Raw genomic sequence first — 25,656 nt, forward strand, 5'->3', positions numbered from 1 at the left:
CTGTTTCTTGTATTTCGGGAAATTTTATCTCATTAGTTAGGGTTTGTCCGCGCACCAAATGAGAGCCTATTTCCCAACCCTCTGGATAAACTGCTTGCCTCGATGGGCGAGCTTGTTGGCGAGACACGAGCCGGTTTCGGCGGACAACCGAGCACTGCGCGCCTAGCACAGCCGGTTGGCACCCGCAATTTTATTTCGTGCATAATGCCTGCCCGGCACCGCCATCGCGGCGCGCCAAACCCGGGTCGATCCGGCAAAGCAGGCAAGGTTATTCAAAGGCAGGAAGACAGGAGCACACATGGTTTCACACAATGCAGAGGATGGACTGAAACGCGGCCTGAAAAACCGCCACATTCAGTTGATCGCCCTGGGCGGCGCGATCGGCACCGGCTTGTTTCTCGGCATCGCGCAGACGATCAAGATGGCCGGGCCCTCGGTACTGCTCGGCTATGCGATCGGCGGGATCATCGCTTTTTTCATCATGCGCCAGCTCGGCGAACTGGTGGTCGACGAACCGGTGGCCGGCTCGTTCAGTTATTTCGCCAACCGCTATCTGGGCAGTTTCACCGGCTTCACCTCGGGCTGGAATTACTGGGTGCTGTACATCCTGGTGAGCATGGCCGAACTCTCCGCCGTGGGCATCTACATTCAATACTGGTGGCCGCAGATCCCGACGTGGGTCTCGGCGCTGGGCTTTTTCGTCGTCATCAACGCGCTGAATCTGACCAGCGTCAAATCGTACGGCGAGACCGAGTTCTGGTTCGCGATCATCAAGGTCGCCGCGATCATCGGCATGATTCTGTTCGGCGGCTATCTGCTGTTCTCCGGCAAGGCGGGCCCCGACGCGAGCGTTGCCAACCTGTGGCAGCACGGCGGGTTCTTCCCGCATGGCGTGAGCGGCCTGGTGATGGCCATGGCGGTGATCATGTTCTCGTTCGGCGGCCTCGAGCTGGTGGGCATTACCGCGGCCGAGGCGGACGATCCGTCGCACAGCATTCCGCGTGCGACCAACCAGGTGATCTACCGGATTTTGATTTTCTACATCGGCGCGCTCAGCGTGCTGCTCTCGCTCTACCCGTGGGAAAAAGTCGTGACCGGCGGCAGCCCGTTCGTGCTGATTTTCCATGCGATGGACAGCAATCTGGTGGCCAATGCGTTGAACGTCGTCGTGCTGACCGCCGCGCTGTCGGTCTATAACAGCTGCGTGTATTGCACCAGCCGCATGCTGTTCGGCCTGGCGCAGCAAGGCAACGCGCCGCAAGCGCTGCTCAAGGTCAATCGCCGCGGCATTCCGCTCGCGGCGCTGGGCGTGTCGTCGCTGGTGACCGGGCTGTGCGTGCTGATCAACTACCTGATGCCGGGCAAGGCGTTCGAAATGCTGATGGGCCTGGTGGTCTCGGCGCTGCTGATCAACTGGGCGATGATCAGCATCATCCATCTGAAATTCCGCCGTGACAAACGCCTCGCCGGCCTGCAGACCAACTTCAGGAGCCTGGGCTATCCGCTCACCAATTACCTGTGCCTGGCCTTCCTGGCCGGCATTCTGGTGATCATGTACCTGACGCCCGAGCTGCGCATCTCGGTGTACCTGATCCCGTTGTGGCTGGTGGTACTGGCCGTGAGCTACCGCTTCAAGCGCCCTGGCGCCGCATTGCGTGGCGGCGTTTCGGTGCGGTAAGGCGCGCGCGCCGCTGCCGGCTCGCTGCCGGCTTCTCCCAAGGAAAACGGGCGCCCGAGGCGCCCGTTTTTCATATCGCCGACTTTGCGATGTGCCGTGCCGGCGAGCGGCTCAGCCCCCCCACCAGTACCACCGCCTGCGCCTCGATTCCCTCTTGCCGGCCGAGGTAGCCGAGCTTTTCGTTGGTTTTGGCCTTGACGTTGACCTGTTCGACAGCCACGCCCAGGTCGGCGGCGATGGCCTCGCGCATGGCCGCGATATGCGGGCCGAGCTTGGGCGCCTGGGCGATCACGGTGCAGTCCAGGTTGATCACGTGCCAGCCGGCCTCGGTCACACGGCGCAGCGTCTCGCGCAGCAGCGTGCGGCTGTCGGCGCCGTAGAAGGTCGGGTCGGTGTCGGGAAAATGCTTGCCGATGTCGCCCAGCGCGGCCGCACCGAGCAGTGCGTCGGTAATGGCGTGCAGCAGCACGTCGGCGTCGGAGTGGCCGAGCAACCCGGTGGTGTATGGAATCGTCACGCCGCCGATTACCAGGGCGCGGCCCGGCACCAGCGCGTGCACGTCATAGCCTTGGCCGACGCGGAGTTTGGGCAACATCGTGGCGCTCATCGGGGTTCCTTGGGAGGCTCGCGCAACATGGCTTCGGCCAGCGCGAAATCTTCCGGGTAGGTGACTTTGAAATTGCGCAGATTGCCCTGCACCAAGCGGGGAGCGTGCCCCATCAGTTCGATCGCGCTGGCTTCGTCGGTCACGTTCTGTCCGTTGGCCAGCGCTTGCTCGAGCGCCTCGCGCAACAGGCCGAGGCGGAACATTTGCGGCGTCTGCGCCTGCCACAGGCCGTCACGCGGCTCGGTGGCGGCCACGCGCGGCTCGTCGCCGGGAGTGGCCCGCTTGAGCGTGTCGGGTACCGGCAAGGCCAGCAACCCGCCCACCGCATCGCCCTTGAGCGCGGCCACCAGCGTGCGGATCAGCGTGGCGGTGATGCCCGGGCGAGCAGCATCGTGCACCAGCACCCAATCGCTGTCCTGCGCGCCGTATTCGGCCAGCGCGCGCACACCATTGAGCACCGACGCGTGACGCGTGGCGCCGCCACAGCGCTTGACGGCAAAACGCAGCGCGCCGAAGCGACGCCCGTCGAAATGAGTGTCGTCAGGGGCCAGGACCACCAGGGTCTGGGCAAACTCCGAACAGGCGTCGAACGCCGCCAGGGTGTAGTGGAGCATGGCGCGGCCCGCGATGCTGCGGTACTGCTTGGGCACCTCGGCGCCGGCGCGAGAGCCCGTCCCGGCACACGGGATGACGGCAAAAAGTCGATCGGCCACGGTCAGAAGAATAAGAAAAGGGAGTAAGACACAAGGGAGGATTTTATAATACGGCCTGCCCTCTTCGCAGGCCGCCTTCCGAATAATTCGTATTTATGCCTGAAAACGACACCCCGGCACTGCCTTTTGCACTGGTCAAAAGTGGTCAACGCTACGCCTTCGCCGGGTCGCACGGCTCCGCCGATGCGCTGCTCATCGCGCGCTACTTCGCCGCCCATCGCAACGCCATCCCCTTGCTGACGGTGCTGTGCGCCAACACCACCGATGCGCTGCGCCTGCTGCAGGAACTGCGCCACTGCGCGCCTGACGCGCGCGTGCGCCTGCTGCCCGACTGGGAAACGCTGCCCTACGACGCCTTCTCGCCGCACCAGGATCTGGTCTCGGAACGTCTGGCTACCCTGCACGACCTGAGCAGCCGGCGCTGCGATATCGTGCTGGTGCCGGCCACCACGGCGCTGTACCGGATGGCGCCGGCCAGCTTCATGGCGGCCTATACGTTTTTCTTCACGCAGGGCGACACGCTCGACGAGGCTGCGCTTAAGTCCCAGTTGACACTGGCCGGCTACGAGCACGTGAGCCAGGTGATGCGCCCGGGCGAATACTGCGTGCGCGGCGGGCTGATCGACCTGTATCCGATGGGCTCGCCACTGCCCTATCGGCTCGACCTGTTCGACAACACGATCGAAACCATTCGCGCGTTCGATCCCGACACGCAGCGCAGCCTCTACCCGGTCAAGGAAGTGCGCCTGCTTCCCGGGCGCGAATTTCCGTTCGACGAAGCAGCCCGCACCGCCGCGCGCGCGCGCTGGCGCGAGACGTTCGAGGGCGACCCGACGCGCAGCCCGATTTACAAGGATCTGGGCATCGGCGTGCCGTCGGCCGGTATCGAGTACTACCTGCCGCTGTTTTTCGACGAGACGGCCACGCTGTTCCATTACCTGCCCGAGGGCGCGCATCTGGTGATGTGCGGCGACCTGGACGCCGCCATCAAGCGCTTTTGGAGCGACACCCGCCAGCGCTTCAATTTTCTCTCGCACGACCGCGAGCGGCCGATTCTCGAGCCCGAGCGCCTGTTTTTGCGCGACGAAGACTTTTTCATCTTCGCCAAGCCGTTCGCCCGTCTGGCGCTGCCGGCCGTCGGCGACGGCACCTGGGCCCAGGCACTGCCGCCGCTGGCCGTCAATCGCCGCGCCGACGATCCGCTGGCGGCCTTGCGCGCCTATCTGGCCCGCACGCCGCAGCGCGTGCTGCTGTGCGCCGACTCGCCAGGTCGGCGCGAAACCCTGCAGCAGTTCTTGAACGAGTACGATATTCGGCCGGCCGCATGCGAGTCGCTCGACGAATTCCTGCATGGCAGCGACGCCCGCGTCGCGCTGACGGTCGCGCCGTTCGCTACCGGCTTCGAGATTCCTGCCGAGGGCCTGGCGGTAGTCACCGAGAACGAACTGTTCGAGGGCATCGTGCGGCGTGCCGGGCGGCGTCGCCAGGAACAGGTCAGCTCGGTCGACGCGATGGTGCGCGACCTGGCCGAGCTGAAGATTGGCGACCCGGTGGTGCACAGCCAGCACGGCATCGGCCGCTACCTGGGCCTGGTCGGGATGGACCTGGGCGAAGGCGAGACCGAGTTCCTGCATCTCGAATACGGCGGCGCCGCCAAGCTTTACGTGCCGGTCTCGCAACTGCACCTGATCTCTCGCTATTCAGGCGCCGATCCGGATACCGCGCCGCTGCATACACTTGGCTCGGGCCAGTGGGAGAAGGCCAAGCGCCGCGCCGCCGAGCAGATCCGCGACACCGCGGCCGAGTTGCTCAATCTCTATGCGCGCCGCGCCGCGCGCGCCGGCCATGCGTTCGAGATGTCGCCGCGCGACTACGAAAAATTCGCTGACTCGTTCGGTTTCGAGGAAACGCCGGATCAAGCTGCGGCGATTGCCGCCGTTATAGCGGATATGACAAGCGGCAAGCCAATGGACCGCCTGGTATGCGGCGACGTGGGGTTCGGCAAGACCGAAGTGGCCTTGCGGGCGGCTTTTATCGCGATTATGGGCGGCAAGCAGGTCGCGCTACTCGCGCCCACCACCCTGCTGGCCGAGCAGCACGCGCAAACCTTCGCCGACCGTTTCGCCGAATGGCCGGTGCGCATCGCCGAATTGTCGCGCTTCAAGAGCGGCAGGGAAATCTCGGCCTCGATCAAGGCCATCAACGAAGGCCAGGTCGATATCGTCATCGGCACGCACAAGCTGCTCTCGAGCGAGGTCAAATTCCAGCGCCTGGGGTTGGTCATCATCGACGAGGAGCACCGCTTCGGCGTGCGCCAGAAAGAGGCGCTCAAGGCATTGCGCGCCGAGGTCGATGTGCTGACCCTGACCGCCACGCCGATTCCGCGCACGCTGGGCATGTCGCTGGAGGGGTTGCGCGACTTTTCGGTGATTGCCACCGCCCCGCAAAAGCGTCTGGCGATCAAGACCTTCGTGCGGCGCGAGGACGACAGCACGATCCGCGAGGCGATACTGCGCGAGCTCAAGCGCGGCGGCCAGGTCTATTTCCTGCACAACGAGGTCGAGACCATCGAGAACCGTCGCGCCATGCTCGAGGCGCTGGTGCCCGAGGCGCGCATCGCCGTGGCGCACGGCCAGATGCACGAGCGCGATCTGGAGCAGGTGATGCGGGATTTCGTGACGCAGCGCACCAACGTGCTGTTGTGCACCACCATTATCGAGACCGGCATCGACGTGCCCACCGCCAACACCATCCTGATGCATCGCGCCGACAAGTTCGGTCTGGCGCAGCTGCACCAGTTGCGCGGCCGGGTCGGGCGCTCGCATCACCAGGCCTATGCGTATTTGCTGGTGCACGACCCGCAGGCCCTGACCAAGCAGGCGCAGCGCCGGCTCGAGGCCATCCAGCAGATGGAAGAACTCGGCGCGGGCTTCTACCTCGCGATGCACGACCTCGAAATCCGCGGCGCGGGCGAAGTGCTGGGCGACAAGCAATCGGGTGAGATGACCGAAATCGGTTTTCAGCTATATAGCGACATGCTGGCCGACGCCGTCAAGGCGCTCAAGGCCGGACGCGAGCCCGACCTGACCGCCCCGCTGGCGGCCACCACCGAGATCAATCTGCACGTGCCGGCGATCCTGCCCAGCGACTACTGCGCCGACGTGCAGGAGCGCCTGTCGCTTTATAAGCGCCTGGCCAACGGCACCTCGCGCGAAGCCATCGATACGCTCCAGGAGGAATTGGTCGACCGTTTCGGCAAGCTGCCGCCGCAAGCCCAGGCGCTGATCGAGACACATCGCCTGCGCCTGATCGCAAAACCGTTGGGAATTGCCAAAATCGACGCCTCGGAAGCCGCTATTTCGTTACAATTCATTCCAGACCCGCCAATCGATGCGCTGCGCATCATTGAACTGGTGCAGCGCGACCGCCATATCAAACTGGCCGGGCAGGACAAGCTGCGCATCGAGACAGCCCTTGCGGAATTGGGCGCGCGGGTCGGCAAGATCAAGGAAACGCTGCGTGCGCTCGCCGGTCCGGGGGCGCGCGAATAAAATAAAACAGGGACTGGAACGGGTCGAGCCGGCCCGCACGGCGGCTCGGACGGTGGCTGGCAGCACAGTCATCGGCAGTATCGATGATCGGGGAAATGCACATGGCGCCAGACGACGCTCGGCATACTGTTGCCGCCGCGCACGATCCGGTTCGGTCCGAAGCGCGGCCCGAACCGCCTGCGCTCATGGAGGACGCGCAGCGCATGGCGTTGGCCATCGACGGCAGCGGCACCGGCATCTGGGATCGCGACGTGCGTGCGGGCAAAATCTACTACTCGCCCGGCTGGAAGGCGATCCTGGGTTACGCGCCCCACGAGTTGAGCGACGCGATCGAAGAGAGCTACACGCGCGTGCATCCCGACGACCTGGAATATGTCAAAGCCACCATCCAGGCACACTTCGACGGTAAAACCGACAGCTACACGGTGGAGCACCGCATCCGCTGCAAGGACGGCAACTGGAAATGGATTTCCAGCCGCGGCAAGGTGGTCAGCCGCGATGCCGACGGCCGGCCGCTGCGCATGATCGGCACCACCACCGATATCTCTGCCATGCGCAGCCTGTCGGACCGTCTGCAGCAAAGCGTCGAGCTCATTACCAATCTGACCAATGAAGTGCCCGGCCTGGTGTTCCAGTACCGCCAATGGCCGGAGGGTCGCGGGCATTTCTCTTATGCCAGCGCGGGTATTCGCGACATGTACGAAGTCACGCCGGAGCACGTCATGGCCGATGCCGAGTGCCTGCACCGGCTCGTCCATCCGGATGATCAGGCGCGTTACCGCGCCTCGCTGGCCGCGTCAGCCGCAACCCTCAAACCCTGGCATCTCGAATACCGCGTGCTGCTGCCCAGGCAAGGCCTGCGCTGGCGCCAGGGGGCGGCGCGGCCAAGCCGCCTGCCCGACGGCGGCACGATCTGGCACGGCTTCATCACCGACGTGACCGAACGCAAGCGCATCGAGGCCGAGCTGCAGGAGTTCGCCACCATGGACTTCCTCACGCAGATCCCGAACCGGCGCTATTTCATGACCTGCATGGACGCCGAGCTGGCGCGCATGCGGCGCGCCGCCAGCGCGCCAACGGCCGTGTTGATGTGCGATCTCGACCACTTCAAGTCGATCAACGACAATTACGGCCACGCCGTGGGCGATGCGGTGCTGCGGCACTTCGCCGCGCTGCTGCGCGCGCAGGTGCGCGAGAGCGACATCGTCGGCCGCGTCGGCGGAGAGGAATTCGCCGTGGTGCTCATCGGCACCGGCACCGCCCAGGCCTGCAGGTTTGCGCGGCGCATCCAGCTGCGCACCGCCAATACGCCCTTCGTCGATGCCGGCCGGCGTATCCCGATCACCGTCAGCATTGGCCTGGCCGCCATGTACGCTACCGACGCCAGCGCCGATGCCGCACTGTCACGCAGCGATACGGCGCTCTATCGCGCCAAGCATAACGGCCGCAACCGCATCGAGTGCGCCTGAGGCGCGCCCGATCGCGGGCCATTGTCATATTTTCTAAACAATTCCCGCCGATGTGCCGATAACCAGGAGAGGACAGGCCTCGCCACGTCGCCGGCGTTTCCGGCAAGACGGCCGCGCCCGCTCGCCGCCGCACCTCATTCGCACTTCATTTCAAGCCGGTCGCAACGCACGGCCCTGCGGCAGCCCCCTCGAGGAGACTTTCGAATGCGCCGACTCAGTTTTACCCAGAAGCTCTGGATACCTTTGCTCATCAGCCTGATTGCGCTGTTGCTGGTGTCTGTTTCGGCAGCCTATATGGCGCGCCAGACGCGCATCGATGAACGCAAGAACGATCTGGTCAACGCGGCGCAGATCGGCCTTGGCATTGTCAAGGAATACGCGGCGCTCGCGCAAAGCGGCAAACTCAGCGAGGCGGACGCGCAAAAGCAGGCGCTGGAACGCTTGCAGGGCATCCGCTATGGCCAGGACGGCTATTTCCTGGTAATCAATTCGAAGCCGCAGATGGTGATGCACCCGATCAAGCCCGCGCTCGACGGCAAGGATCTGGGCCATGTCACCGATGCCGACGGCAGGCACCACTACGTGAGCTTCGCCAAGGCCGCGCAGGCCCCGCAAGGCGGCTTCGTCGATTACGTGTTTCCGCATCCGCACGTCACGCCTGCGCGCGCGGTGCCAAAGGTCGGCTACGTGCTGCGCTACGCGCCGTGGGACTGGATTCTCTCGACTGGCGCCTACGTCGACGACATCGACGCCGCCTTCATGCACTCGCTCTACCTCGCCGGCGGCATCTTCGTGGCGATGGCGCTATTGCTTGGCGCGCTGGCGACCGTCACCAACCGCAGCATATTGCGCACCATCGGCGGCGATCCGGCCGATGCCGCACATATCGCCGAGGCCATCGCCTCGGGTAACCTGGCAATCCCCATCGGCACGCGCGCCGGCGACCAGGAGAGCCTGATGCGCGCCATCAGTCGCATGCGCGATGCCCTCACGCAGATCATCGGCCAGGTCAAGCTTGCCGCCGACAACGTTGCGGCCGCCGCGCGAGAAATCTCCAATGGCAATGCAGACCTGTCGCGCCGCACCGAAAATCAGGCCGCGTCGATCGAGGAAACCGCTTCGAGCATGGAGCAAATCACCTCGATGGTGCGCCAGACCGCCGACCATGCCAGGCACGCCAGCCAGTTGGCCGCCAGCGCGATGCAGATCACCGATCGGGGCGGCGAGATGGCCGCCGACGCCGTCACCGCCATGCATGGCATCTCCGACGAATCGAAGAAAATGGGCGAGATCATTGCCGTGATCGAAGGCATTGCGTTCCAGACCAACATCCTCGCGCTCAATGCCGCCGTGGAGGCAGCGCGCGCCGGCGAACAGGGGCGCGGCTTCGCGGTCGTGGCCGGCGAAGTGCGCACGCTGGCCCAGCGCAGCGCCAGTGCGGCAAAGGAAATCCGCGCGTTGATCCACAATGCGGTGGGCAAGGTCGGCACCGGCGCCGAGTTGGTGGAAAAAACCGGCGCGACCATCGAAGAAGCGCGCGGCGCATTGGCGCGCGTCACCGGTATCGTCCAGGAAATCGCCGCCGCCGCGGCCGAGCAAAGCGCCGGCGCCGAACAGGTAAACACCTCGATTACGCAAATGGACGGCATGACCCAGCAAAACGCCGCCCTGGTCGAGCAGGCCGCCGCGGCTGCGCAATCGCTGGCCGAGCAGGCGCGGCACTTGCAAACGGCCATGGCGACGTTCCAGATCCGCGAGGCAGCACGCGCCGAGCCGGCCACATCCAGCGATATCGCGCCCGCATCCCGGCCGGCGCTCCGGCGTATAGCCAACCGCTAAGCGGTATCAGGCACGGCGAGAGTCGGATGCGCTGGCCGCGTCGCCGCGACCCGGTTAAACTTTTTCAGCCATCAAAAATCCGTCATATAGCGATGCTACTTTGCGATGCTACCGCCCTCGGCGCCACCGGCCGAGGCCCGCCGCCTCACTCATCGACGCGCAGGAACAGTACATGACGATTATTCGACCCAGCCGCAGGGACTTTCTCAAAGGAATGGCCGCCGCCGGCGGCGCCGCGTTCGCCGGCACCAATTTCGCCACCCTGGCACACGCGGCGCCCGCGCCGTCCGACCTCAAGGGACTGCGCGAGAAGATCGAGCATATCGTGGTGATCTTCCAGGAGAACCGCAGCTTCGATCATTATTTCGGCGCCTACCAGTCGCCGTCCGGCGCGTTCGTCAACAACCTGCTGGACAAGGACGGCAAGGTCGACGGGCGTTTCACAGGCCTGCAGAAAAACCCGGCGGGCGTGCCTTACGCGTATTTGCCGGTGCCCGACGATATTCCCGGATTCCAGAGCGCCCTGCTCGAGAACCAGCCGTTTCACCTCGCGCCCTACATCCCCGCGAGTCACAACGTGCACTGGGATCCGCAGCACCATTTCTTCCGCATGCAGGCACAGATCGACAACGGCGCGATGGATCGCTTCGTCGCGCTGGCGCTGGCCAAAAAGCCGCACGGCCCGGCCGCCAAACTGACCGATCCGGTCCAAATGATGATGGCCGAGTCAGCCCCGTCGGGCGCGGTGCTGGGCTATTACACGCGCGAGGACCTGCCGCTGTATCACCGGCTGGCCGACGAATACGTGCTGTTCGATCACTTCTTCCAGGCCATGTCGGGCGGCTCGACGGGCAACGCGCTGTACCTGGCGGCCGCACGCTCGGCGGTCTGGCACGCGGCGCCGCACAAGCTGATGGGCAGCCTCACGCCGCCCGTGTACGACAAGCCGTACGACGCGCAGGGCGTGCTGATCAACGATCTGCCACCGGTCAACGGCCCCACCGAGGCATCGTTCGGCAATCTCAAGATCGCGCCGCCGCCCGATGAGCAGTCCTATCCAAACATCGGCGACCGGCTCAACGCCGCCGGCCTCTCCTGGGCCTGGTACAACGAGAACTGGAATGCGGTCAAGCCATGGGCGATGAAGACCGCGTTCGGCGCCGGCGACGGCTCGGCCGTGATCGACAATATCGACATGTACGTGCCGCACCACAATCCGTTTCAGTACTATCCGAGCTGGTTCGCCAACGTCAAGGGCGGCCACATGCGCGACAGCAACGATTTTTTCGAGGACGTCAAGGCCGGCCGCCTGCCCCACGTATCGTTCATCAAGGCCACCGGCGCGCATGACGAGCATCCGGCCGACTCGGCCCCGCGCTGGGGTGAACAGTGGGTATCGAGCCTGCTCGGCGCGCTGGGCGAGAGCCCGTTATGGAACAAGACGGCGGTGGTGATCACCTACGACGAGGGCGGCGGCTTCTGGGATCATGTCAAGCCGCCGCGCCCCGACGCCTATGGCTGCGGCACGCGCATCCCGGCGCTGCTCGTCAGTCCGTGGACACGGCGCGGCTATGTCGATCATCGCGTGGCCGACACCGTATCGGTGCTCGCCCTGATCGAAGCCCGTTTCAACCTGCCGCCGATGCAGGAGCGCGACGCCAAGGCTTACAACCTCCTCGACGGTTTCGATTTCACGCAAAAGCCCCGCGCGCCGTCGTTCTCCTGAGCTGTGGCGCGGCCCTGTCCAGCCCCCGCGCCGGCACGGGGTTTGCGCCGTGCCGCGGCCCCCGCAGCTTCCTTGACTTACGTCAAGTTCCATCTTCCCGCTCTGTTTAGACTTGGCGTCATGACACTGATGTCTTGCGCAGAACAGCGCGCAAGTTCAGTCTCCGTCGCCCGGTCGGGAGGGGATGCCTGCCGGGATTTGCAGCCGTCCGGCGGCTCAGCCCAGCGTGCCGGACGGTTTTTTTATTCTGGAGAGAATGCGATGCACGCCTTGTACAACCCTGATTGGCTATTCGGCGGTGGCATGCTGTTTGGCGGCTTGTGGCTGATGGTGGCTGTCGCGTTCGGCTACGGCGTCGCTGTCGCGGCGCAAAAAATCCAGCGTGTGGTGCGTGCGCGCTGATCTGCATTCATCGGCACCGCATTTTCGATGCCGATGGGCACGCGGACGTTTCGATATCCAAAGTTACTGGCTACGCACCACTTCGCATGGCGCACGCGCTGTGCGCTGGTCGCCCTGCTCGTCATTGCCGCTCCGGCCCTGGCGCAGGCAGGCAATAGCGCTTCGTCTGGCGCGGCCGCGGCCGGCCTGCCGCCCGGCGTCATCACTGCAAGCCAGCCAACGGTCGAGAAAGCGGGCGCCTACCAATGGGGCAGCGATCTCGGCCTGAGCACCGCGCAACGCGCCGCCATCAACCATATTCGTGATCAGGCACGCCAGCAACGCTGGTCTCTGCTCGACGCCATCAGGGATCAGCATGCCAGGCTGCGCGATCTGTACGGAGCGCCGACGCTGGACCAACCGGCCGTCGACGCCGCCCTCCGGACGCTGCGCCAACTCCGGCGGCAGATGACCCGCGTCTCGAAAGCGGAACACCAACGCATCGACGCCATCCTCACGCCCAGGCAGCGCAACAAGCGCAACCAGGACCTGCTGCGCGACGACCAGCAGATCTGGTAACCCCGGTTCGATATACCGGCGCTGCTGTTCCGCATCCTTGACCTAGGTCAACGCCATCCGGCCTGGCTTTCCTAGACTGAGAACGTAATCTTTCGTTGCCTGAGCAATTCGTCCGGCCAAGCGACCGATCGCCTTGCGCGAAAGCGGGGCCTCGCACTCACTGTCAACCACATGATGTTGTCATTACGAGAAGGAAACGATCATGAGAATCACCGAGATCAAGCGTTCCAACCTGCTGATTGCCTGTGCGTTTGCCATTGCGCTGTTTGGCGCTTCGCAACTGGGACATGCCGCGCCCGCGGACAGCCCCGCTGCGCCGGGCGGCTACGGTCCCGGCTACGGGCCGTGCGGCGGTGGCATGGGGCCCGGCATGATGGGCGGTTACGGCGGCGGCTATGGCGGCATGGGCCCGGGCATGATGGGCGGCTACGGTGGCTACGGCGGCATGGGCCCGGGCATGATGGGCGGCTATGGTCGCTATGGCGGCTACGGTTGGGGCAGCGAGCTCGGTCTGTCGCAGGAGCAGCTCGCGAAAATCAATCGCATTCACGATGACACGCGGCGCGCGCACTGGGCGCTGATGGGCCAGATCATGGATCAGCAGGCCAAACTGCGTGACCTGTACCAGGCGCCGCAGCGCGACAACGCCGCCATCGAGCAGGCCGAGAAAAACTATCGCCAGCTTCGGCAGCAAATGTACGACGCATCGATCGCCGCGCATCGGCAAATCGAAGCGGTGCTGACCAAGGAACAGCGGGACAAGCTGCGCAAAGCCTGGCGCCGCGACGAAGAGTCGGACTGGTGATTCGCCTTGCCTTGCCTTGATCGCCCACCTATTGCTACAGGAGCAACATAATGTCCTTGCCGGAAATCGTCTTGTGCGCCCCATTGCGCACTGCCATTGGCACCTACAACGGTACGCTCAAGAGCGTGCCGGCTACTGAACTCGGCGCCGCGGTGGTGCGCGAGACACTCAAGCGCGCCGAGCTCGACCCGGCACAGGTCCAGAGCCTTGTTTTCGGCCAGGTCATCCAGGCCGGCGCCAAAATGAATCCGGCTCGGCAGGCCGCCATCGCCGGCGGCCTGCCGATCGAAGTGCCGGCGATGACGGTCAACCGCGTATGCGGATCCGGTGCGCAAGCGATCGTCAGCGCCGCGCTGGAAATTGCCAGCGGCCACCTTCAGTGCGCCATCGCCGGCGGCATGGAGAACATGGATCTGGCCCCTTACCTCCTGCCGCACGGTCGCTGGGGTTTGCGCATGGGCGACGGCGCGGTCATCGACAGCATGCTGCACGACGGCCTGAACGATGCGTTCAGCGGGCAGCACTCGGGCTGGCATACGGAAGACCTGGTGACTCAGTTCAACATCACCCGCGAACAGCAGGACGCCTGGGCACTGCGCTCGCAACAGGCGTTTTCGGCCGCGCAGGCGGCAGGCAAGTTCGGCGAGGAAATCGTGCCGGTCGAGATCCGGGGGCGCAAGGGCGCGGAGCAGTTCGCCAAGGACGAACACAACCGGCCCGAAACCACGGTCGAGTCGCTGGCCAAGCTCAAGCCCGCGTTTCGCAAGGACGGCACGATTACCGCCGGCAATGCGCCCGGACTCAATACCGCTGCGGCGGCGATGATCGTGGCCGAGCGCCGTTGGGCCGAGCAGCACAGCCTGATGCCGCTGGCACGCCTAGTCAGCTACGGGGTCGCGGCGGTCGCGCCCGGCATGTTCGGACTTGGCCCGGTGCCGGCCGTGCGGCAAGCGCTGGAGCGCGCCAACTGGCCGCTGGCGACGGTCGACCGGGTCGAGATCAACGAGGCGTTCGCCGCTATCGCGATCGCCTGCACGCGCGAACTCGGCCTGGCGGTCGATATCGTCAACGTCGAGGGCGGCGCGATCGCGCACGGTCACCCGATCGGCGCGACTGGCGCCGTGCTCACGACACGCCTGCTGCATTCGATGTTGCGCGACGGACTCAAGCGCGGCGTGGTCACGTTGTGCATCGGCGGCGGCCAAGGCATCGCCCTGGCGCTGGAAATGCTCTAGCAACGGCGCGCGCCGCGCCCCATGGCGGAGGGAGCGGGATCGGCCGGCGAACTACCGCTGGCCGAAGCTGGCCCCCTTGAACAGATCCTTGAACTCGCGCGGCTGCGAGCGCCAGTACTGCTTCGGCGCGCTCACCTGGGCACCGAGCCTGGCGGCGGCATGCCAGGGCCAGCGCGGATCGTAGAGCATCGCGCGGGCCAGCGACACCGCATCGGCCTCGTGGTTGGCGATGATCGCCTCGGCCTGCTCCGGCTCGGTGATGAGTCCCACCGCGAGCGTCGGCAGGCCGACCTCGGCCTTCACGCGCTGGGCATAAGGCACCTGATAACCGGGCCCGAGCTTGATCGCCTGAGCCGGCGAGACACCGCCGGTGGTCACGTGAATCGCCGCGCAGCCGCGCGCCTTGAGCGCTTGGGAGAGCGCTACCGTGCCGTCGATGTCCCACCCGCCGGGTACCCAGTCGGTGGCGGAGATGCGCACCCAGACAGGCTTGTCGGCCGGAAATCCGGCACGCACCGCATCGAAAATTTCGAGCACGAAGCGCATGCGATTTTCCAGGCTGCCGCCATATTCGTCGTCGCGGTGGTTGGCCAGCGGCGAGAGGAACTGGTGCAACAAATAGCCGTGCGCGGCATGAATCTCGAGACCGTCGATGCCGAGTCGCGCGGCGCGACGGGCCGTGGCCACGAAATCCGCCCTCACTTTGTCCAGGCCGGCGCGGTCGAGCGCGGCCGGCGCCGCTTCGCCTTCGGCATGCGGCACGGCCGACGGGGCGACGGTTTGCCAGCCGCCCGTCTCGCCCGGGCGGATTTGCCGCCCGCCCGCCCAGGGTGCCTGGCTCGACGCCTTGCGCCCGGCGTGCGAGATCTGCATGGCCACGGCAATCGGCGCGTGCGCGCGGATCGCCGCAAGCACTCGCGCCAGGGCGGCCTCGTTGGCATCCGAATACAGGCCGAGATCGTTCGCCGTGATGCGCCCCTCGGGCGACACCGCCGTGGCCTCGGTGATCAAAAGCCCCGCGCCGGAGAGCGCCAGGTGGCCGAGGTGAATCATGTGCCAGTCACCCGCCGATCCCTCCTCGGCCGAGTACTGGCACATCGGCGCGATGACAATGCGGTTATCCAGTTGAAGATTGCCGATCGCTAGCGGCTGGAAAAGTTGGCTCACTGAAAGCTCCTGATTGGTTCGATGGCAAGAGGTCGGCCCGATCTGCGGCGCTTGCCCGCCGATCGCACCGGCCACACTGTGCAGGCATTTTATGGCAACGGCCATTTGCGCGTGCGAGCATCGCCAGCGCCCTTGCCGGGCGAGAAAATCGCGAGGGCCGATGTATTGATGGTGATTCGTCGCTATGATGAAGCCTGCGAGACGCGCAAGCCCCTGCCCGTCCATACTGACCGAGAGAGCTTCACGCCATGAACCATCCCGACCAGCCCCCCCGAACCGGCACCTCCGAACGCGCGCAGGCGATTGCCGATCGCGTCGAGGCGTTCGTGCGCGACGTCGTCGCGCCGTTTGAGCACGATCCACGCTATGGCAGCCATGGCCCCAGCGAAGAACTGGTGCATGAGTTGCGCACCCTGGCGCGCTCAGCCGGCGTCATGACCCCACACATCCTGCCCGACGGCAGCCACCTGAGCCAGCGCGAGACAGCGCTGGTGCTCAAGCGCTCCGGCCTCTCCCCGCTGGGGCCGGTAGCGGTCAATACGGCCGCGCCCGACGAAGGCAACATGCTGCTCCTGGGCAAGGTCGCCACCGCCGAACAGCAGGCGCGTTATCTCGCCCGGCTGGTCGCCGGCGAGGCGCGCTCGGCATTCTTCATGACCGAGCCGGCCGCCGATGGCGGCGCGGGCTCCGACCCATCGATGCTGCAGACCACCGCGCGGCGTGACGGCGACCATTGGGTCATCAACGGCCGCAAGGCCTTCATCACAGGCGCAGTCGGTGCCCGGGTCGGCATCGTGATGGCGAAGACTTCGACCGGCGAGGCACTGACAGCGACGATGTTCCTGGTGGAATTGCCCCACCCGGCAATTCGCGTGGCGCGAGTGCTCGATACCATCGACGGCGCCATGCCGGGCGGCCACGCCGTGATCGAGATCGACAACCTGCGCGTGCCCGAGCGCGACGTGCTGGGCGAGGTCGACCAGGGCTTCAAGTATGCGCAGGTGCGCCTGTCGCCGGCCCGCCTGTCGCATTGCATGCGCTGGCACGGCGCGGCCACGCGCGCGCACGAAATCGCCACGGCCTATGCGACCAGGCGTCATGCGTTCGGCAAGCCGCTGATCGATCACGAAGGTGTCGGCTTCATGCTGGCCGACAACCTGATCGATCTCAAGCAGGCCGAGCTGATGATCGACTGGTGCGCCGACGTGCTCGACACGGGCTCGCTGGGCACCACCGAAAGCTCGATGGCCAAGGTCGCGGTGTCCGACGCGCTGTTTCGCGTGGCCGACCGCTGCGTACAGGTGATGGGCGGCACCGGCGTGACGCGCGATACGATCGTCGAGCAGGTGTTCCGCGAAATCCGCGCATTCCGCATTTACGATGGTCCGACCGAGGTACACAAATGGGCGCTGGCCAAGAAAATCAAGCGCGAAGCGTTGGGAGCCCATCGATGAGCGGCTCGACCATGCCGGTGCGCGAGGCGCACCGTTTTGACGTCGCACGCCTGGCCGAGTGGATGCAGGCCAACGTGGCCGGCTTCAGCGGCCCCCTCACGGTCGAGCAGTTTCAGGGCGGGCAATCGAACCCCACCTACCGCCTGGTGACGCCGGCGCGCAGCTACGTGCTGCGGCGCAAGCCGCCGGGCGAATTGCTCAAGGGCGCGCACGCGGTCGACCGCGAGGCCCGCGTGCTCACCGCGCTGGCCAGCGTGGGTTTTCCGGTCGCGCACGTGCATGGCCTGTGCGTCGACGATTCGGTGATCGGCACGTGGTTTTACGTGATGGACATGGTCGAGGGCCGCGTCTTCTGGGAGGCGACCTTCCCCGGCGTGCCGACCGTGCAGCGCGACGCTTACTTCGATGCGATGAACGCCACGCTCGCCGCGCTGCATCAGCTCGACTACACGGCGCTCGGCCTGGCCGATTACGGGCGCGTCGGCGGGTATATCGAGCGGCAGATCAGCCGCTGGTCGCGCCAGTATCTCGAAGACACCGACGCCGGACGCGACCCGCACATGGATCGGCTGCTGGCGTGGTTGCCCGAGCACATCCCGCCGGCCGACGAGACCGCCATCGTGCATGGTGACTACCGCGCCGACAATATGATCTTTCATCCGAGCGAGCCGCGCATCCTGGCGGTGCTCGACTGGGAATTGTCGACGCTCGGGCACCCGCTGGCCGACTTCGCTTATCACGTGATGATGTACCGCATGCCGCCCGACATTCTCGGCGGCATCGCCGGTGCCGATCTGGCCGCTCTCGGCATTCCCGACGAGGCCGAGTACGTCGCGCGCTATTGCCGCCGCACCGGGCGCGACGGCATCGCCGATCTCGATTTCTATATCGCCTTCAATATGTTCCGCTTCGCAGCGATCGTCCACGGCATCAAGGGGCGTCTGGCACGCGGCACCGCAGCCAGCGCCAACGCGCCGGCCATGGCCGCCCGCTTCGAGCGCATCGCGCAATTGGCATGGCAGCAGGCCGAGCGCATGGGCGCCTGAACCGAAGACAGGCAAACCACGACCACCCACTCGAAGGCCCCCATGACCTCGCCCCGACTCCCGACTTTTTTTATTTCCCACGGCGGTGGGCCATGGCCCTGGATGACCGACCAGTTGGCCGGCCGCTACGATCGCCTGGCGGCGGCGCTGCGGCAAATGCCGCATTTGACGGTCGCGCCCCCCAAGGCTGTGCTGATGATCTCGGCGCATTGGGAAGCCCCCGAGTTCACTGCGATGGCGCACCCGCGACCGCCGATGATTTATGACTATTACGGGTTTCCCGACTATACCTACCAGATCGCCTACGCGGCGCCGGGTGTGCCGTCGCTGGCGACCCGGGTGCATGACTTGCTCGAGAGCGCGGGCATAGCCGCCCGGCTCGACGCGCAACGCGGCTTCGACCACGGCATGTATGCGCCGATGGCGGTCATCTACCCCAATGCCGACATGCCGACCGTGCAACTCTCGCTCAGGCACGGGCTCGATCCGCGCGAACACCTGGCGCTCGGGCGCGCGCTCGCACCGCTGCGTGACGAAGGCATACTGATCATCGGCAGCGGGCTGAGCTATCACAACTTGCGGGCGTTCGGTCCGGCCGGCAAAGCGCCGTCCGCGGCCTTCGACGCCTGGCTGCGGCATACCCTGGCCGACACCGACGCGGCCCGCCGCAGCGCCGCGCTCACCGACTGGGAGACGGCACCGTCGGCACGCCAGGCGCACCCGCGCGAGGAACATCTGCTGCCGCTGATGGTTGCGCTCGGCGCGGCCGAGCATGAGGCGGCCACGCTGGTCTATCACGAGGACGATTTCGCCGGCGCGCTCAGCGTGTCGAGCTTTATGTTCGGCGGCAGCCAGCGGGCCGCCACCGAGACGGCATGATTGATCGATCGAATGAATGACCTGGCCGGCTAGCGCGTCTGCGTGGCGACCTTGAGGCCCAGGGAGATGAATATCAGGCCAATGACCTGGTTTTGCCAGCGCTTTAGCCATACAAGCCGTTTGAGTACCCGGCTCAACGGCCGGATAGTCAGCGCAATCAACGAAGTATAGAGCGCGCTGAGCATGGCGAAAATCGCGCCCAGCACCGCAAACTGCATAAACGGCGCGCCATGCGACACGTGGACGAACTGCGGCAGGAACGCCAGGAAAAACAGCGCCGTCTTGGGATTGAGCACCTCGGTCGGAATCGCCTGAAGGTAAGCCCGGCCGGCGCTCAGCGGCCTGGCCGCCTGTGAAGCCTCGGGCACTTGGGCGAACTCGCTGGCTGGCGCACCCGCTTGAGCGCGTTTGGTCCGCAGTGCGCGAATACCGAGGTAAACGAGATAGGCAGCCCCCACCCATTTGACAACGTTGAAAGCCAGCGCCGAAGTCATCAGCAGCGCCGACAGGCCGATCGAGGCGCCCAGCGTATGGAGCGCGTCGCCGGTGGCGATTCCCAGCCCGGTGGCGATCCCCACGCGGCGCCCGCCCTGCACGGTACGCGTGAGTACCAGCAAAACCGCCGGGCCCGGAATCAAGAACAGGCCCAGTACCACGGCAATGAACGTGCCCAGTGTCGATAAATCCAGCATGGCGTCTCCTGTGATGTGCCTGGCGACTCATCAAGTCCGACCAGGGGTCGATGCGGTCGGCGACCTCGCCGCCGCGATGCGACTCGCGACATATTAGCGCTCGGTGGCAGGCATCGCGATCGGTGCCGGAGGCATATCACGCATGTGGCGGTGCCAGCGGCGAAATTCGATGATAGCGCGATCCGCGCCGATCAGGCGGTCTTGCTCGGCGTGCGCGCTGTCGCGCGGCGTTTGCGTGACGACCACACGGCGATCCTGGTTCAGGATGAAGCGGTTGCTCAGCCCCATGATGAACTCTAGCGGCCTGGCCAGCAGCGGATTGCGCACGCGGTGATAGAAGCGCAGATAGTAGCGCGTGGTGCTTTCGTTCACGGGCACGAACGCAATCATGTTCTTTTGGCGCTCGCCCAGATTCAGCAGCCACAAGGCGGGAAAGCGAAAGTGCAGTCCGGGGGGTGCGCCTGCGGCCGCAGTCGCAAGCTCGGCCAGGGTGCGGGGACTTTGCCCGACATCCGCGGCGTTGGTCACCCACACCCGAATCCCGTGGTCGTCGCTCTCGATGTAGGGCCCCTCGACAAGACTTCGCCCGCCCGCGCCAATGGTGGTGCGATGGACGAACGGCAAATGCGCCACGTCGAGCTGGTTTTCGATCGCGCGCGTGTAATGCACCGGCCATTCGACCGTCTCGGTGCCATAACGCCAGCCGTCGTCCAATTCCGGGAAGAAAGGCAGCTCCGGGTAGACTTCGCGGGGCGCGCCCCACCAGAGCCAGAGCAGGCCGTGCGCCTCGCGCACCGCAAAAGCCTCGAGTGCCATGCCCTTGGGAATCTTGCCTTGACGGCCGATGGCCGGAATCCGGCGGCACTGCCCCTGCGCATCGAATGCGAATCCATGAAACGGACAGCTCAGGCAATCTCGATCGACCGCGCCCCGGCTCAGTTGCGCGCCGAGGTGCGGGCAACGGTCGGGGTGGGCATGCGCCCGGCCGTCCTCCGTGCGCCAGAACACCAGCCTGCGCCCGAAGCGCTCGACGCCCAACGGCTTGCGACCGAGTTCGCGGCTTTGCAGAACGGGATACCAGTGCTCACTGGGGACGAACATCGCGGGCAATGCTCCTGTAGGTGGCCGGGATAGGCCGATTGTGCCATGCCGGCCCATGGCGATTGTTACCCGTCGTTTCCAACGGCGAGCGCTTCGCGACGGAGGTGGTCGACAAACGTCTCGGTCAACGGCGACAGTTCGCCGGACTGTCTGGTAAACAGGCCAATGGTGCGCCGCCAGTGGGCGTTCTCCACATCGACCATGCGCAACCCCAGGCGTTCGGCGATGCTGCGTTGCTGGCTGTTGCAGATGCCGAGCAGGTCGGTATTTGCGAGGATGAAGAACACGCCCGATGCCGAACCATACTCACTCTCGACCTGAACCGAAGGCGCGTCCAGACCGAGCTGCCGATATAACGCTTCGATCTGCTGGCGCACCGGCACGGACTGACCGGGCAAAACCCATGCCGCGCGTGCCAGGCTGTGGGCCGACAGCGGTTTGCTCTCACGCAGGATTCGATGGCCTTTGCGACACGCGATCCAGACATGATCCTCGCTTAGCGGCCGCACCACCAGACCAGCCGGCACGTCGGCAGGCACCGGGGCCACCGCGGCGTCGACCTCGCTCGAGGCCAGGGCATGAAAAAGTGCGTCGGACAGACGAATTTTCATCTCGATGCGCAGCGCCGGACGAGCACGTTGCAGGGCAACAAAGGTCCGCGCCACAAGCGGCTCCGCCGCAGGCGTCGTTCCGACGCGCACCGTTGCCAGTTCTCCCGAGTGTAATTCGCCGATCAGATCAAGGGTTTCCCGATACCTGAGCTGCATCGTGGCCGCCCCGCGCACGAAGATCTCGCCGTAGCGCGTCAGTCGCATGCCTTTGGCGTGCCTCTCGAACAGCGGCACGCCCACTTGCGCCTCCAGGCGTCGCACGGCCTTGGTCAGAGCGGGCTGGCTAACGCCTGTCTGGGCGGCGGCTCGATGCAGCAGGCCAGTCTCGGCAATGGCAAGGAAATAGCGAAGATCGTCGAGATTCATGAGATAACCAATGGTTATTGAATTTACACCAATGATACTTGCACGCGCCAAACGCGACATCAATACTTTGCCTACCACTACAAACACGATCCGGAGACCCGGTCATGCCAGAGTTTTCCCTCTCGAGCCAAGCTGACGCGCCCGACGCCAGTGCCCGCCGACACCTGCGCCATGCGGTCGCCGCCGCGACCATCGGCACCGCCCTCGAGTGGTTCGATCTGGTGGTCTACGGCTTTTTCGCGCTGACCATCGCCAAACTGTTCTTCCCGGCAGGCAACCCGCTCACGTCGGTGTTGCTGACCTTGGGCACATTCGGCGCGTCCTATCTGATGCGCCCTCTCGGCGCCCTTTTGCTCGGCGCCTATGCCGATCGCCACGGCCGCAAGCGGGGGCTGACGCTGAGCATTGCGCTGATGGCCTTGGGCACCCTGATCATCGCGGTGGCGCCCACCTATCAGGCGGTCGGCATTGCCGCGCCAGCGTTGATGGTGGCCGCACGTTTGATCCAGGGCATCTCCGCGGGCGGCGAGTTCGGCTCCTCAACCAGCTTCCTGGTCGAACATTCCCCGCCCGCGCAACGCGGCTTCTACGCCAGTTTTCAAATGGCCGCGCAAGGTGCCACGGCAGTGCTCGCGTCGCTGTTCGGCGTGATGCTGACCCGCTCTCTGAGTACTGCTCAATTGCTCGCCTGGGGCTGGCGCATACCTTTCCTGTTTGGGTTGACGATCATTCCTGTGGCCTACTTCATTCGCCGCCGTGTCAGCGAGACGCCCGTCTTTCTCAATACCAGTAAAGCGCACAGCCCGGTGCGCGAGACATTCGCTGACCACAAGCTGCGGCTGATGCTGGCGATTGGGGTCTATATCCTGGTCACCTCGTCGTCGTATGTGATTATTCTTTTCATGCCAACGTTTGCCGTCAGGCAACTCGGCATTCCCTCGTCAATAGCCTTCACCGGCACCCTGCTGATGGGAGCCATTCAAATCTTTGCCTGTCCGATCGCCGGCGCGCTGGGCGATCGGGCGGGACGCCTGCGCGTATTGCTGGGGGCTGCGGTCATATTCGGCGTGAGCGTCGTGCCATTGTTCTCTCTGCTGGCCGCAAGCCCGACGACGCCTGTCTTTCTGGCGCTATGCATCGTCCTGGGTTTGTTGGTAAGCGCTTATCAGGGTCCGATCCCAGCCGTGCTCAGCGAGCTGTTTCCAGCCCGCGTGCGAACCGTCGGCCTGGCATTGACACATAACCTCACCGTGGCAATTTTCGGCGGCTTCGCACCGATGATCCTCACCTGGGCCATCAGTCGCACGCACAGCAATCTGGCGCCGGCCGCCTATATTGCCGCAGCGGCCCTGCTGAGCGTGATTTGCCTGGGCATCAGCTTGCGTCGCTATGGCGCCCACCTCCAACAGGATTGAATCCACTGCGCGGCGCACGGGTCGCCTCGACAAGCCCAACCCCGAATCCCGGAAACAAGCAATAAGTGAAATCATGGAACGACCGAACATAGTACTCATCGTCGCAGACAATCTTGGTTGGGGTGAACTCGGCTGCTACGGCGGCGGCAAGATGATGCGTGGCGCGGCAACCCCTCGTATCGACGCATTGGCCGCAAGCGGCATGCGACTGCTCAACTACAACGTCGAAAGCGACTGCGTTCCGACCCGAAGTGCACTCATGACGGGTCGCCACCCGATTCGCACCGGCGCATTCCAGTCGGTGCCCCCCGGCTTGCCGCAGGGCCTGAAGCAAGACGAGTGGACGCTCGCGCAGATGCTCTCGGAAGCAGGCTATGCCACTGCGCATTTCGGCAAATGGCATCTGGGCGACGTACCGGGGAGATATCCCTCCGATCGCGGCTTCGATGAGTGGTATGGTATTCCGCGGACCACCGACGAAACGCAGTTCACGACATCGGTCGGCTTTGACCCGTCGGTGGTCGAACTCCCCTACATCATGACCGGCAAGAAGGGCGAGCCATCGCATAACGTCAAGATATACGACCTTGCAACGCGCCGCACGATCGACGAGGAGCTCGTCGTGCATTCCAGACGCTTCATGCGACAACACGCATCGACCAATACCCCGTTCTTCCTGTATCTGCCGATGGTTCATCTGCATTTCCCGACCCTGCCGCATGCCGATTTCGACGGCAAGACCGGTCTGGGCGAATTCGCCGATTCACTGGCGGAGATGGATTTCCGCGTCGGCCAAATCGTCGACGAGCTCTCCGCGCTAGGGATCGCCGAGAATACCTTGTTGATCTTTTGCAGCGACAACGGCCCGGAATATCGGGCTCCGTATCGCGGCACCGCCGGCCCGTGGACCGGCACGTACCACACTGCGATGGAAGGTAGCTTGCGCGTCCCGTTCATTGCGCATTGGCCCCGACGAATTCCAGCGGGCAACGTCAACAATGAAATCGTTCACGTGGTCGATCTGCTGCCAACCTTGGGCGAACTTGCCGGCGCGCGCCTGCCGCAGGAGAAACCCATCGACGGCGTGAGCCAGCTCAATTTCCTGCTCGGCCAACAAGCCAAATCGAATCGCGAGGGTTTTCTCTTTTATATCAAGGAAGAACTGCGTGCGATTAAATGGCGCGACTGGAAATTGCATCTGGTCTGGGAACCTGCCGTCAATTGCGGCGCCAGGAAACTCGAGGTGCCGTATCTATTCCATTTGATCCAAGACCCGAAAGAGGAAACCGATATCCTGACACGCAACACGTGGGTGCTGGGGCCGATGCTCAAATTGGTGCGCACCTTCAAGGAAAGCGTCAAAATCCATCCGAACACGCCGCCCGGCGAACCTGACTGAGTAACCCCCGCCGCCCGGCCCACATGGTCGGGCAACGCCTGGCCCGGCGCCTGATCCGATGTACAGGACTCCTTGATGTTCACCCAGGCTCGCGAATCCGCATTTATGTGTGGCAAGCGTTAATCAACTCATGGAAACTCTTTTGCACTGCGTCAATCAGAGGGAAACGCATTTATGCCCGACTTGTACGGGCATGACCTTTTCACAACGGAAAAAATTCCCCATGTCTGAATCGTCGCGAACCACTGCCTCGGCGGCTGTCAACACGCTGCCTCGACCAACAACCTACTCCGCCACGCTGCGCGTGCTGCATTGGCTCAGTGCGCTGTGCATGTTCATCGTCATCCCGCTGGCCTGGTACATGACCGAACTGGATCGTCATGATCCGCATCGGGTGACGTGGTTCACTCTGCACAAATCGATCGGTTTGACGGTGCTGCTGCTGACCGTCATTCGCATCATCACGCGCCTGTCCGGCACCGTGCCGGCGTTGCCGGCACGCATCCCGGCGATGGAGCGGGCGCTTGCCCACATCGGGCACGGCTTGCTCTATCTGATTCTGCTCGGCATGCCGATCAGCGGTTACCTCAACTCCTATGCCGGGGGCCATCCGGTCGAGTGGTTCTGGTTATTTCAGGTGCCCGTGATGGCTTCACCCGACCGCCCGCTGGCTCATCTGGCCGGCCAGACCCATCGACTGCTCGCGTGGGCGACCTATGCGCTGATCGCCGGCCACGTACTGGCTGTTGCCTACCATCAGTTGGTGCAGCGCATCGACCTGCTGGGCCGCATGACGGGGCGGGCGACATCCGTCCCTGGCCAGAAATAGGTCGAGCGGCGCGCCGGGACGCGGCACGGCAGCCGCCTCCCGGGTGATCATCTCGCCCGACGACGCTCAGCAGGCCGGGCCGCCCCGCTAAAAGCTACGCGCGCTTGTTTTCCG

Annotated in this window: 21 protein-coding genes; 15 read left to right on the forward strand and 6 right to left on the reverse strand. The window is 64.8% G+C overall.

The window, feature by feature from the left end; translation table 11 throughout:
• Positions 1 to 298: 298 nt before the first annotated feature.
• A complete protein-coding gene (locus EPN80_RS13545) occupies positions 299 to 1,678 on the forward strand; it encodes an amino acid permease (protein WP_293028072.1) in 1,380 nt (459 codons plus the stop codon).
• Between the two features lie 70 nt (positions 1,679 to 1,748).
• Here the strand turns inward: EPN80_RS13545 and ispF are convergent, their stop codons facing one another.
• Positions 1,749 to 2,273: a 2-C-methyl-D-erythritol 2,4-cyclodiphosphate synthase gene (gene ispF, locus EPN80_RS13550; RefSeq protein WP_293028075.1), complete on the reverse strand. Its 525-nt coding sequence runs from the start codon at positions 2,271 to 2,273 to the stop codon at positions 1,749 to 1,751.
• Between the two features lie 8 nt (positions 2,274 to 2,281).
• Positions 2,282 to 2,998, reverse strand: a complete 717-nt coding sequence (ispD, locus tag EPN80_RS13555) for a 2-C-methyl-D-erythritol 4-phosphate cytidylyltransferase (RefSeq protein WP_293028078.1) — start codon at positions 2,996 to 2,998, stop codon at positions 2,282 to 2,284.
• Positions 2,999 to 3,093: 95 nt separating this feature from the next.
• Between ispD and mfd the strand changes: the two genes are divergently transcribed.
• The 8 genes from mfd (at position 3,094) to EPN80_RS13595 (ending at position 14,583) form a co-directional block, all read left to right on the forward strand.
• On the forward strand, positions 3,094 to 6,549 hold the full coding sequence (gene mfd, locus EPN80_RS13560; protein WP_293028081.1) for a transcription-repair coupling factor: 3,456 nt from the start codon (positions 3,094 to 3,096) through the stop codon (positions 6,547 to 6,549).
• Positions 6,550 to 6,650: 101 nt separating this feature from the next.
• A complete protein-coding gene (locus EPN80_RS13565) occupies positions 6,651 to 8,018 on the forward strand; it encodes a diguanylate cyclase (protein WP_366468922.1) in 1,368 nt (455 codons plus the stop codon).
• A gap of 204 nt (positions 8,019 to 8,222) precedes the next feature.
• Positions 8,223 to 9,857 (forward strand): methyl-accepting chemotaxis protein, encoded by a 1,635-nt coding sequence (locus EPN80_RS13570; protein WP_293028084.1) that lies wholly within the window; start codon positions 8,223 to 8,225, stop codon positions 9,855 to 9,857.
• Positions 9,858 to 10,029: 172 nt separating this feature from the next.
• Positions 10,030 to 11,583 (forward strand): alkaline phosphatase family protein, encoded by a 1,554-nt coding sequence (locus tag EPN80_RS13575; RefSeq protein ID WP_293028087.1) that lies wholly within the window; start codon positions 10,030 to 10,032, stop codon positions 11,581 to 11,583.
• Between the two features lie 261 nt (positions 11,584 to 11,844).
• Entirely contained in the window at positions 11,845 to 11,985 is a 141-nt protein-coding gene (locus tag EPN80_RS13580; RefSeq protein ID WP_293028090.1) for a hypothetical protein, read from the forward strand.
• Between the two features lie 27 nt (positions 11,986 to 12,012).
• Positions 12,013 to 12,543, forward strand: coding sequence for a Spy/CpxP family protein refolding chaperone (locus EPN80_RS13585; protein WP_293028093.1), 531 nt, complete (start codon positions 12,013 to 12,015; stop codon positions 12,541 to 12,543).
• A gap of 202 nt (positions 12,544 to 12,745) precedes the next feature.
• Entirely contained in the window at positions 12,746 to 13,348 is a 603-nt protein-coding gene (locus EPN80_RS13590) for a Spy/CpxP family protein refolding chaperone (RefSeq protein WP_293028096.1), read from the forward strand.
• 50 nt (positions 13,349 to 13,398) lie between these two features.
• Entirely contained in the window at positions 13,399 to 14,583 is a 1,185-nt protein-coding gene (locus EPN80_RS13595; protein ID WP_293028099.1) for an acetyl-CoA C-acyltransferase, read from the forward strand.
• A gap of 51 nt (positions 14,584 to 14,634) precedes the next feature.
• Here EPN80_RS13595 and EPN80_RS13600 read toward each other — a convergent pair whose 3' ends face one another.
• Entirely contained in the window at positions 14,635 to 15,750 is a 1,116-nt protein-coding gene (locus EPN80_RS13600; protein WP_293028102.1) for an NADH:flavin oxidoreductase/NADH oxidase, read from the reverse strand.
• Positions 15,751 to 15,998: 248 nt separating this feature from the next.
• On the opposite strand from EPN80_RS13600, the gene EPN80_RS13605 reads away from it, so the two are divergent.
• The 3 genes from EPN80_RS13605 to EPN80_RS13615 are packed head-to-tail and all read left to right on the forward strand — an operon-like array spanning position 15,999 to position 19,129.
• Entirely contained in the window at positions 15,999 to 17,204 is a 1,206-nt protein-coding gene (locus tag EPN80_RS13605; RefSeq protein ID WP_293028104.1) for an acyl-CoA dehydrogenase family protein, read from the forward strand.
• Entirely contained in the window at positions 17,201 to 18,250 is a 1,050-nt protein-coding gene (locus EPN80_RS13610) for a phosphotransferase (RefSeq protein ID WP_293028107.1), read from the forward strand. The genes EPN80_RS13605 and EPN80_RS13610 overlap by 4 nt, the downstream gene beginning before the upstream one ends.
• A 42-nt stretch (positions 18,251 to 18,292) precedes the next feature.
• A complete protein-coding gene (locus tag EPN80_RS13615; RefSeq protein WP_293028110.1) occupies positions 18,293 to 19,129 on the forward strand; it encodes a class III extradiol ring-cleavage dioxygenase in 837 nt (278 codons plus the stop codon).
• A gap of 29 nt (positions 19,130 to 19,158) precedes the next feature.
• On the opposite strand, the gene EPN80_RS13620 is transcribed toward EPN80_RS13615, so the two are convergent.
• From EPN80_RS13620 to EPN80_RS13630, 3 genes are all read right to left on the reverse strand, one after another.
• Positions 19,159 to 19,821, reverse strand: coding sequence for a LysE family translocator (locus EPN80_RS13620; RefSeq protein ID WP_293028113.1), 663 nt, complete (start codon positions 19,819 to 19,821; stop codon positions 19,159 to 19,161).
• Positions 19,822 to 19,914: 93 nt separating this feature from the next.
• On the reverse strand, positions 19,915 to 20,922 hold the full coding sequence (locus tag EPN80_RS13625; RefSeq protein WP_293028116.1) for an aromatic ring-hydroxylating dioxygenase subunit alpha: 1,008 nt from the start codon (positions 20,920 to 20,922) through the stop codon (positions 19,915 to 19,917).
• Between the two features lie 65 nt (positions 20,923 to 20,987).
• A complete protein-coding gene (locus tag EPN80_RS13630) occupies positions 20,988 to 21,899 on the reverse strand; it encodes a LysR family transcriptional regulator (protein ID WP_293028119.1) in 912 nt (303 codons plus the stop codon).
• A gap of 104 nt (positions 21,900 to 22,003) precedes the next feature.
• Between EPN80_RS13630 and EPN80_RS13635 the strand changes: the two genes are divergently transcribed.
• The 3 genes from EPN80_RS13635 (at position 22,004) to EPN80_RS13645 (ending at position 25,542) form a co-directional block, all read left to right on the forward strand.
• Positions 22,004 to 23,314, forward strand: coding sequence for an MFS transporter (locus tag EPN80_RS13635; protein ID WP_293028122.1), 1,311 nt, complete (start codon positions 22,004 to 22,006; stop codon positions 23,312 to 23,314).
• 70 nt (positions 23,315 to 23,384) lie between these two features.
• Positions 23,385 to 24,713, forward strand: a complete 1,329-nt coding sequence (locus EPN80_RS13640) for an arylsulfatase (RefSeq protein ID WP_293028149.1) — start codon at positions 23,385 to 23,387, stop codon at positions 24,711 to 24,713.
• Between the two features lie 223 nt (positions 24,714 to 24,936).
• Positions 24,937 to 25,542 (forward strand): cytochrome b, encoded by a 606-nt coding sequence (locus tag EPN80_RS13645; RefSeq protein ID WP_293028125.1) that lies wholly within the window; start codon positions 24,937 to 24,939, stop codon positions 25,540 to 25,542.
• The last annotated feature ends 114 nt before the right edge of the window (positions 25,543 to 25,656 follow it).

The organism is Pandoraea sp. (assembly GCF_004297875.1).
Lineage (GTDB): Bacteria > Pseudomonadota > Gammaproteobacteria > Burkholderiales > Burkholderiaceae > Pandoraea.

Bases quoted from the DNA above. Each gene is read 5' to 3' on its own strand.
- EPN80_RS13545 (WP_293028072.1), top strand. From the start codon at position 299: ATGGTTTCACACAATGCAGAGGATGGACTGAAACGCGGCCTGAAAAAC.
- ispF (WP_293028075.1), bottom strand. From the start codon at position 2,273: ATGTTGCCCAAACTCCGCGTCGGCCAAGGCTATGACGTGCACGCGCTG.
- mfd (WP_293028081.1), top strand. From the start codon at position 3,094: ATGCCTGAAAACGACACCCCGGCACTGCCTTTTGCACTGGTCAAAAGT.
- EPN80_RS13565 (WP_366468922.1), top strand. From the start codon at position 6,651: ATGGCGCCAGACGACGCTCGGCATACTGTTGCCGCCGCGCACGATCCG.
- EPN80_RS13570 (WP_293028084.1), top strand. From the start codon at position 8,223: ATGCGCCGACTCAGTTTTACCCAGAAGCTCTGGATACCTTTGCTCATC.
- EPN80_RS13575 (WP_293028087.1), top strand. From the start codon at position 10,030: ATGACGATTATTCGACCCAGCCGCAGGGACTTTCTCAAAGGAATGGCC.
- EPN80_RS13580 (WP_293028090.1), top strand. From the start codon at position 11,845: ATGCACGCCTTGTACAACCCTGATTGGCTATTCGGCGGTGGCATGCTG.
- EPN80_RS13585 (WP_293028093.1), top strand. From the start codon at position 12,013: ATGCCGATGGGCACGCGGACGTTTCGATATCCAAAGTTACTGGCTACG.
- EPN80_RS13590 (WP_293028096.1), top strand. From the start codon at position 12,746: ATGAGAATCACCGAGATCAAGCGTTCCAACCTGCTGATTGCCTGTGCG.
- EPN80_RS13595 (WP_293028099.1), top strand. From the start codon at position 13,399: ATGTCCTTGCCGGAAATCGTCTTGTGCGCCCCATTGCGCACTGCCATT.
- EPN80_RS13605 (WP_293028104.1), top strand. From the start codon at position 15,999: ATGAACCATCCCGACCAGCCCCCCCGAACCGGCACCTCCGAACGCGCG.
- EPN80_RS13610 (WP_293028107.1), top strand. From the start codon at position 17,201: ATGAGCGGCTCGACCATGCCGGTGCGCGAGGCGCACCGTTTTGACGTC.
- EPN80_RS13615 (WP_293028110.1), top strand. From the start codon at position 18,293: ATGACCTCGCCCCGACTCCCGACTTTTTTTATTTCCCACGGCGGTGGG.
- EPN80_RS13620 (WP_293028113.1), bottom strand. From the start codon at position 19,821: ATGCTGGATTTATCGACACTGGGCACGTTCATTGCCGTGGTACTGGGC.
- EPN80_RS13625 (WP_293028116.1), bottom strand. From the start codon at position 20,922: ATGTTCGTCCCCAGTGAGCACTGGTATCCCGTTCTGCAAAGCCGCGAA.
- EPN80_RS13630 (WP_293028119.1), bottom strand. From the start codon at position 21,899: ATGAATCTCGACGATCTTCGCTATTTCCTTGCCATTGCCGAGACTGGC.
- EPN80_RS13635 (WP_293028122.1), top strand. From the start codon at position 22,004: ATGCCAGAGTTTTCCCTCTCGAGCCAAGCTGACGCGCCCGACGCCAGT.
- EPN80_RS13645 (WP_293028125.1), top strand. From the start codon at position 24,937: ATGTCTGAATCGTCGCGAACCACTGCCTCGGCGGCTGTCAACACGCTG.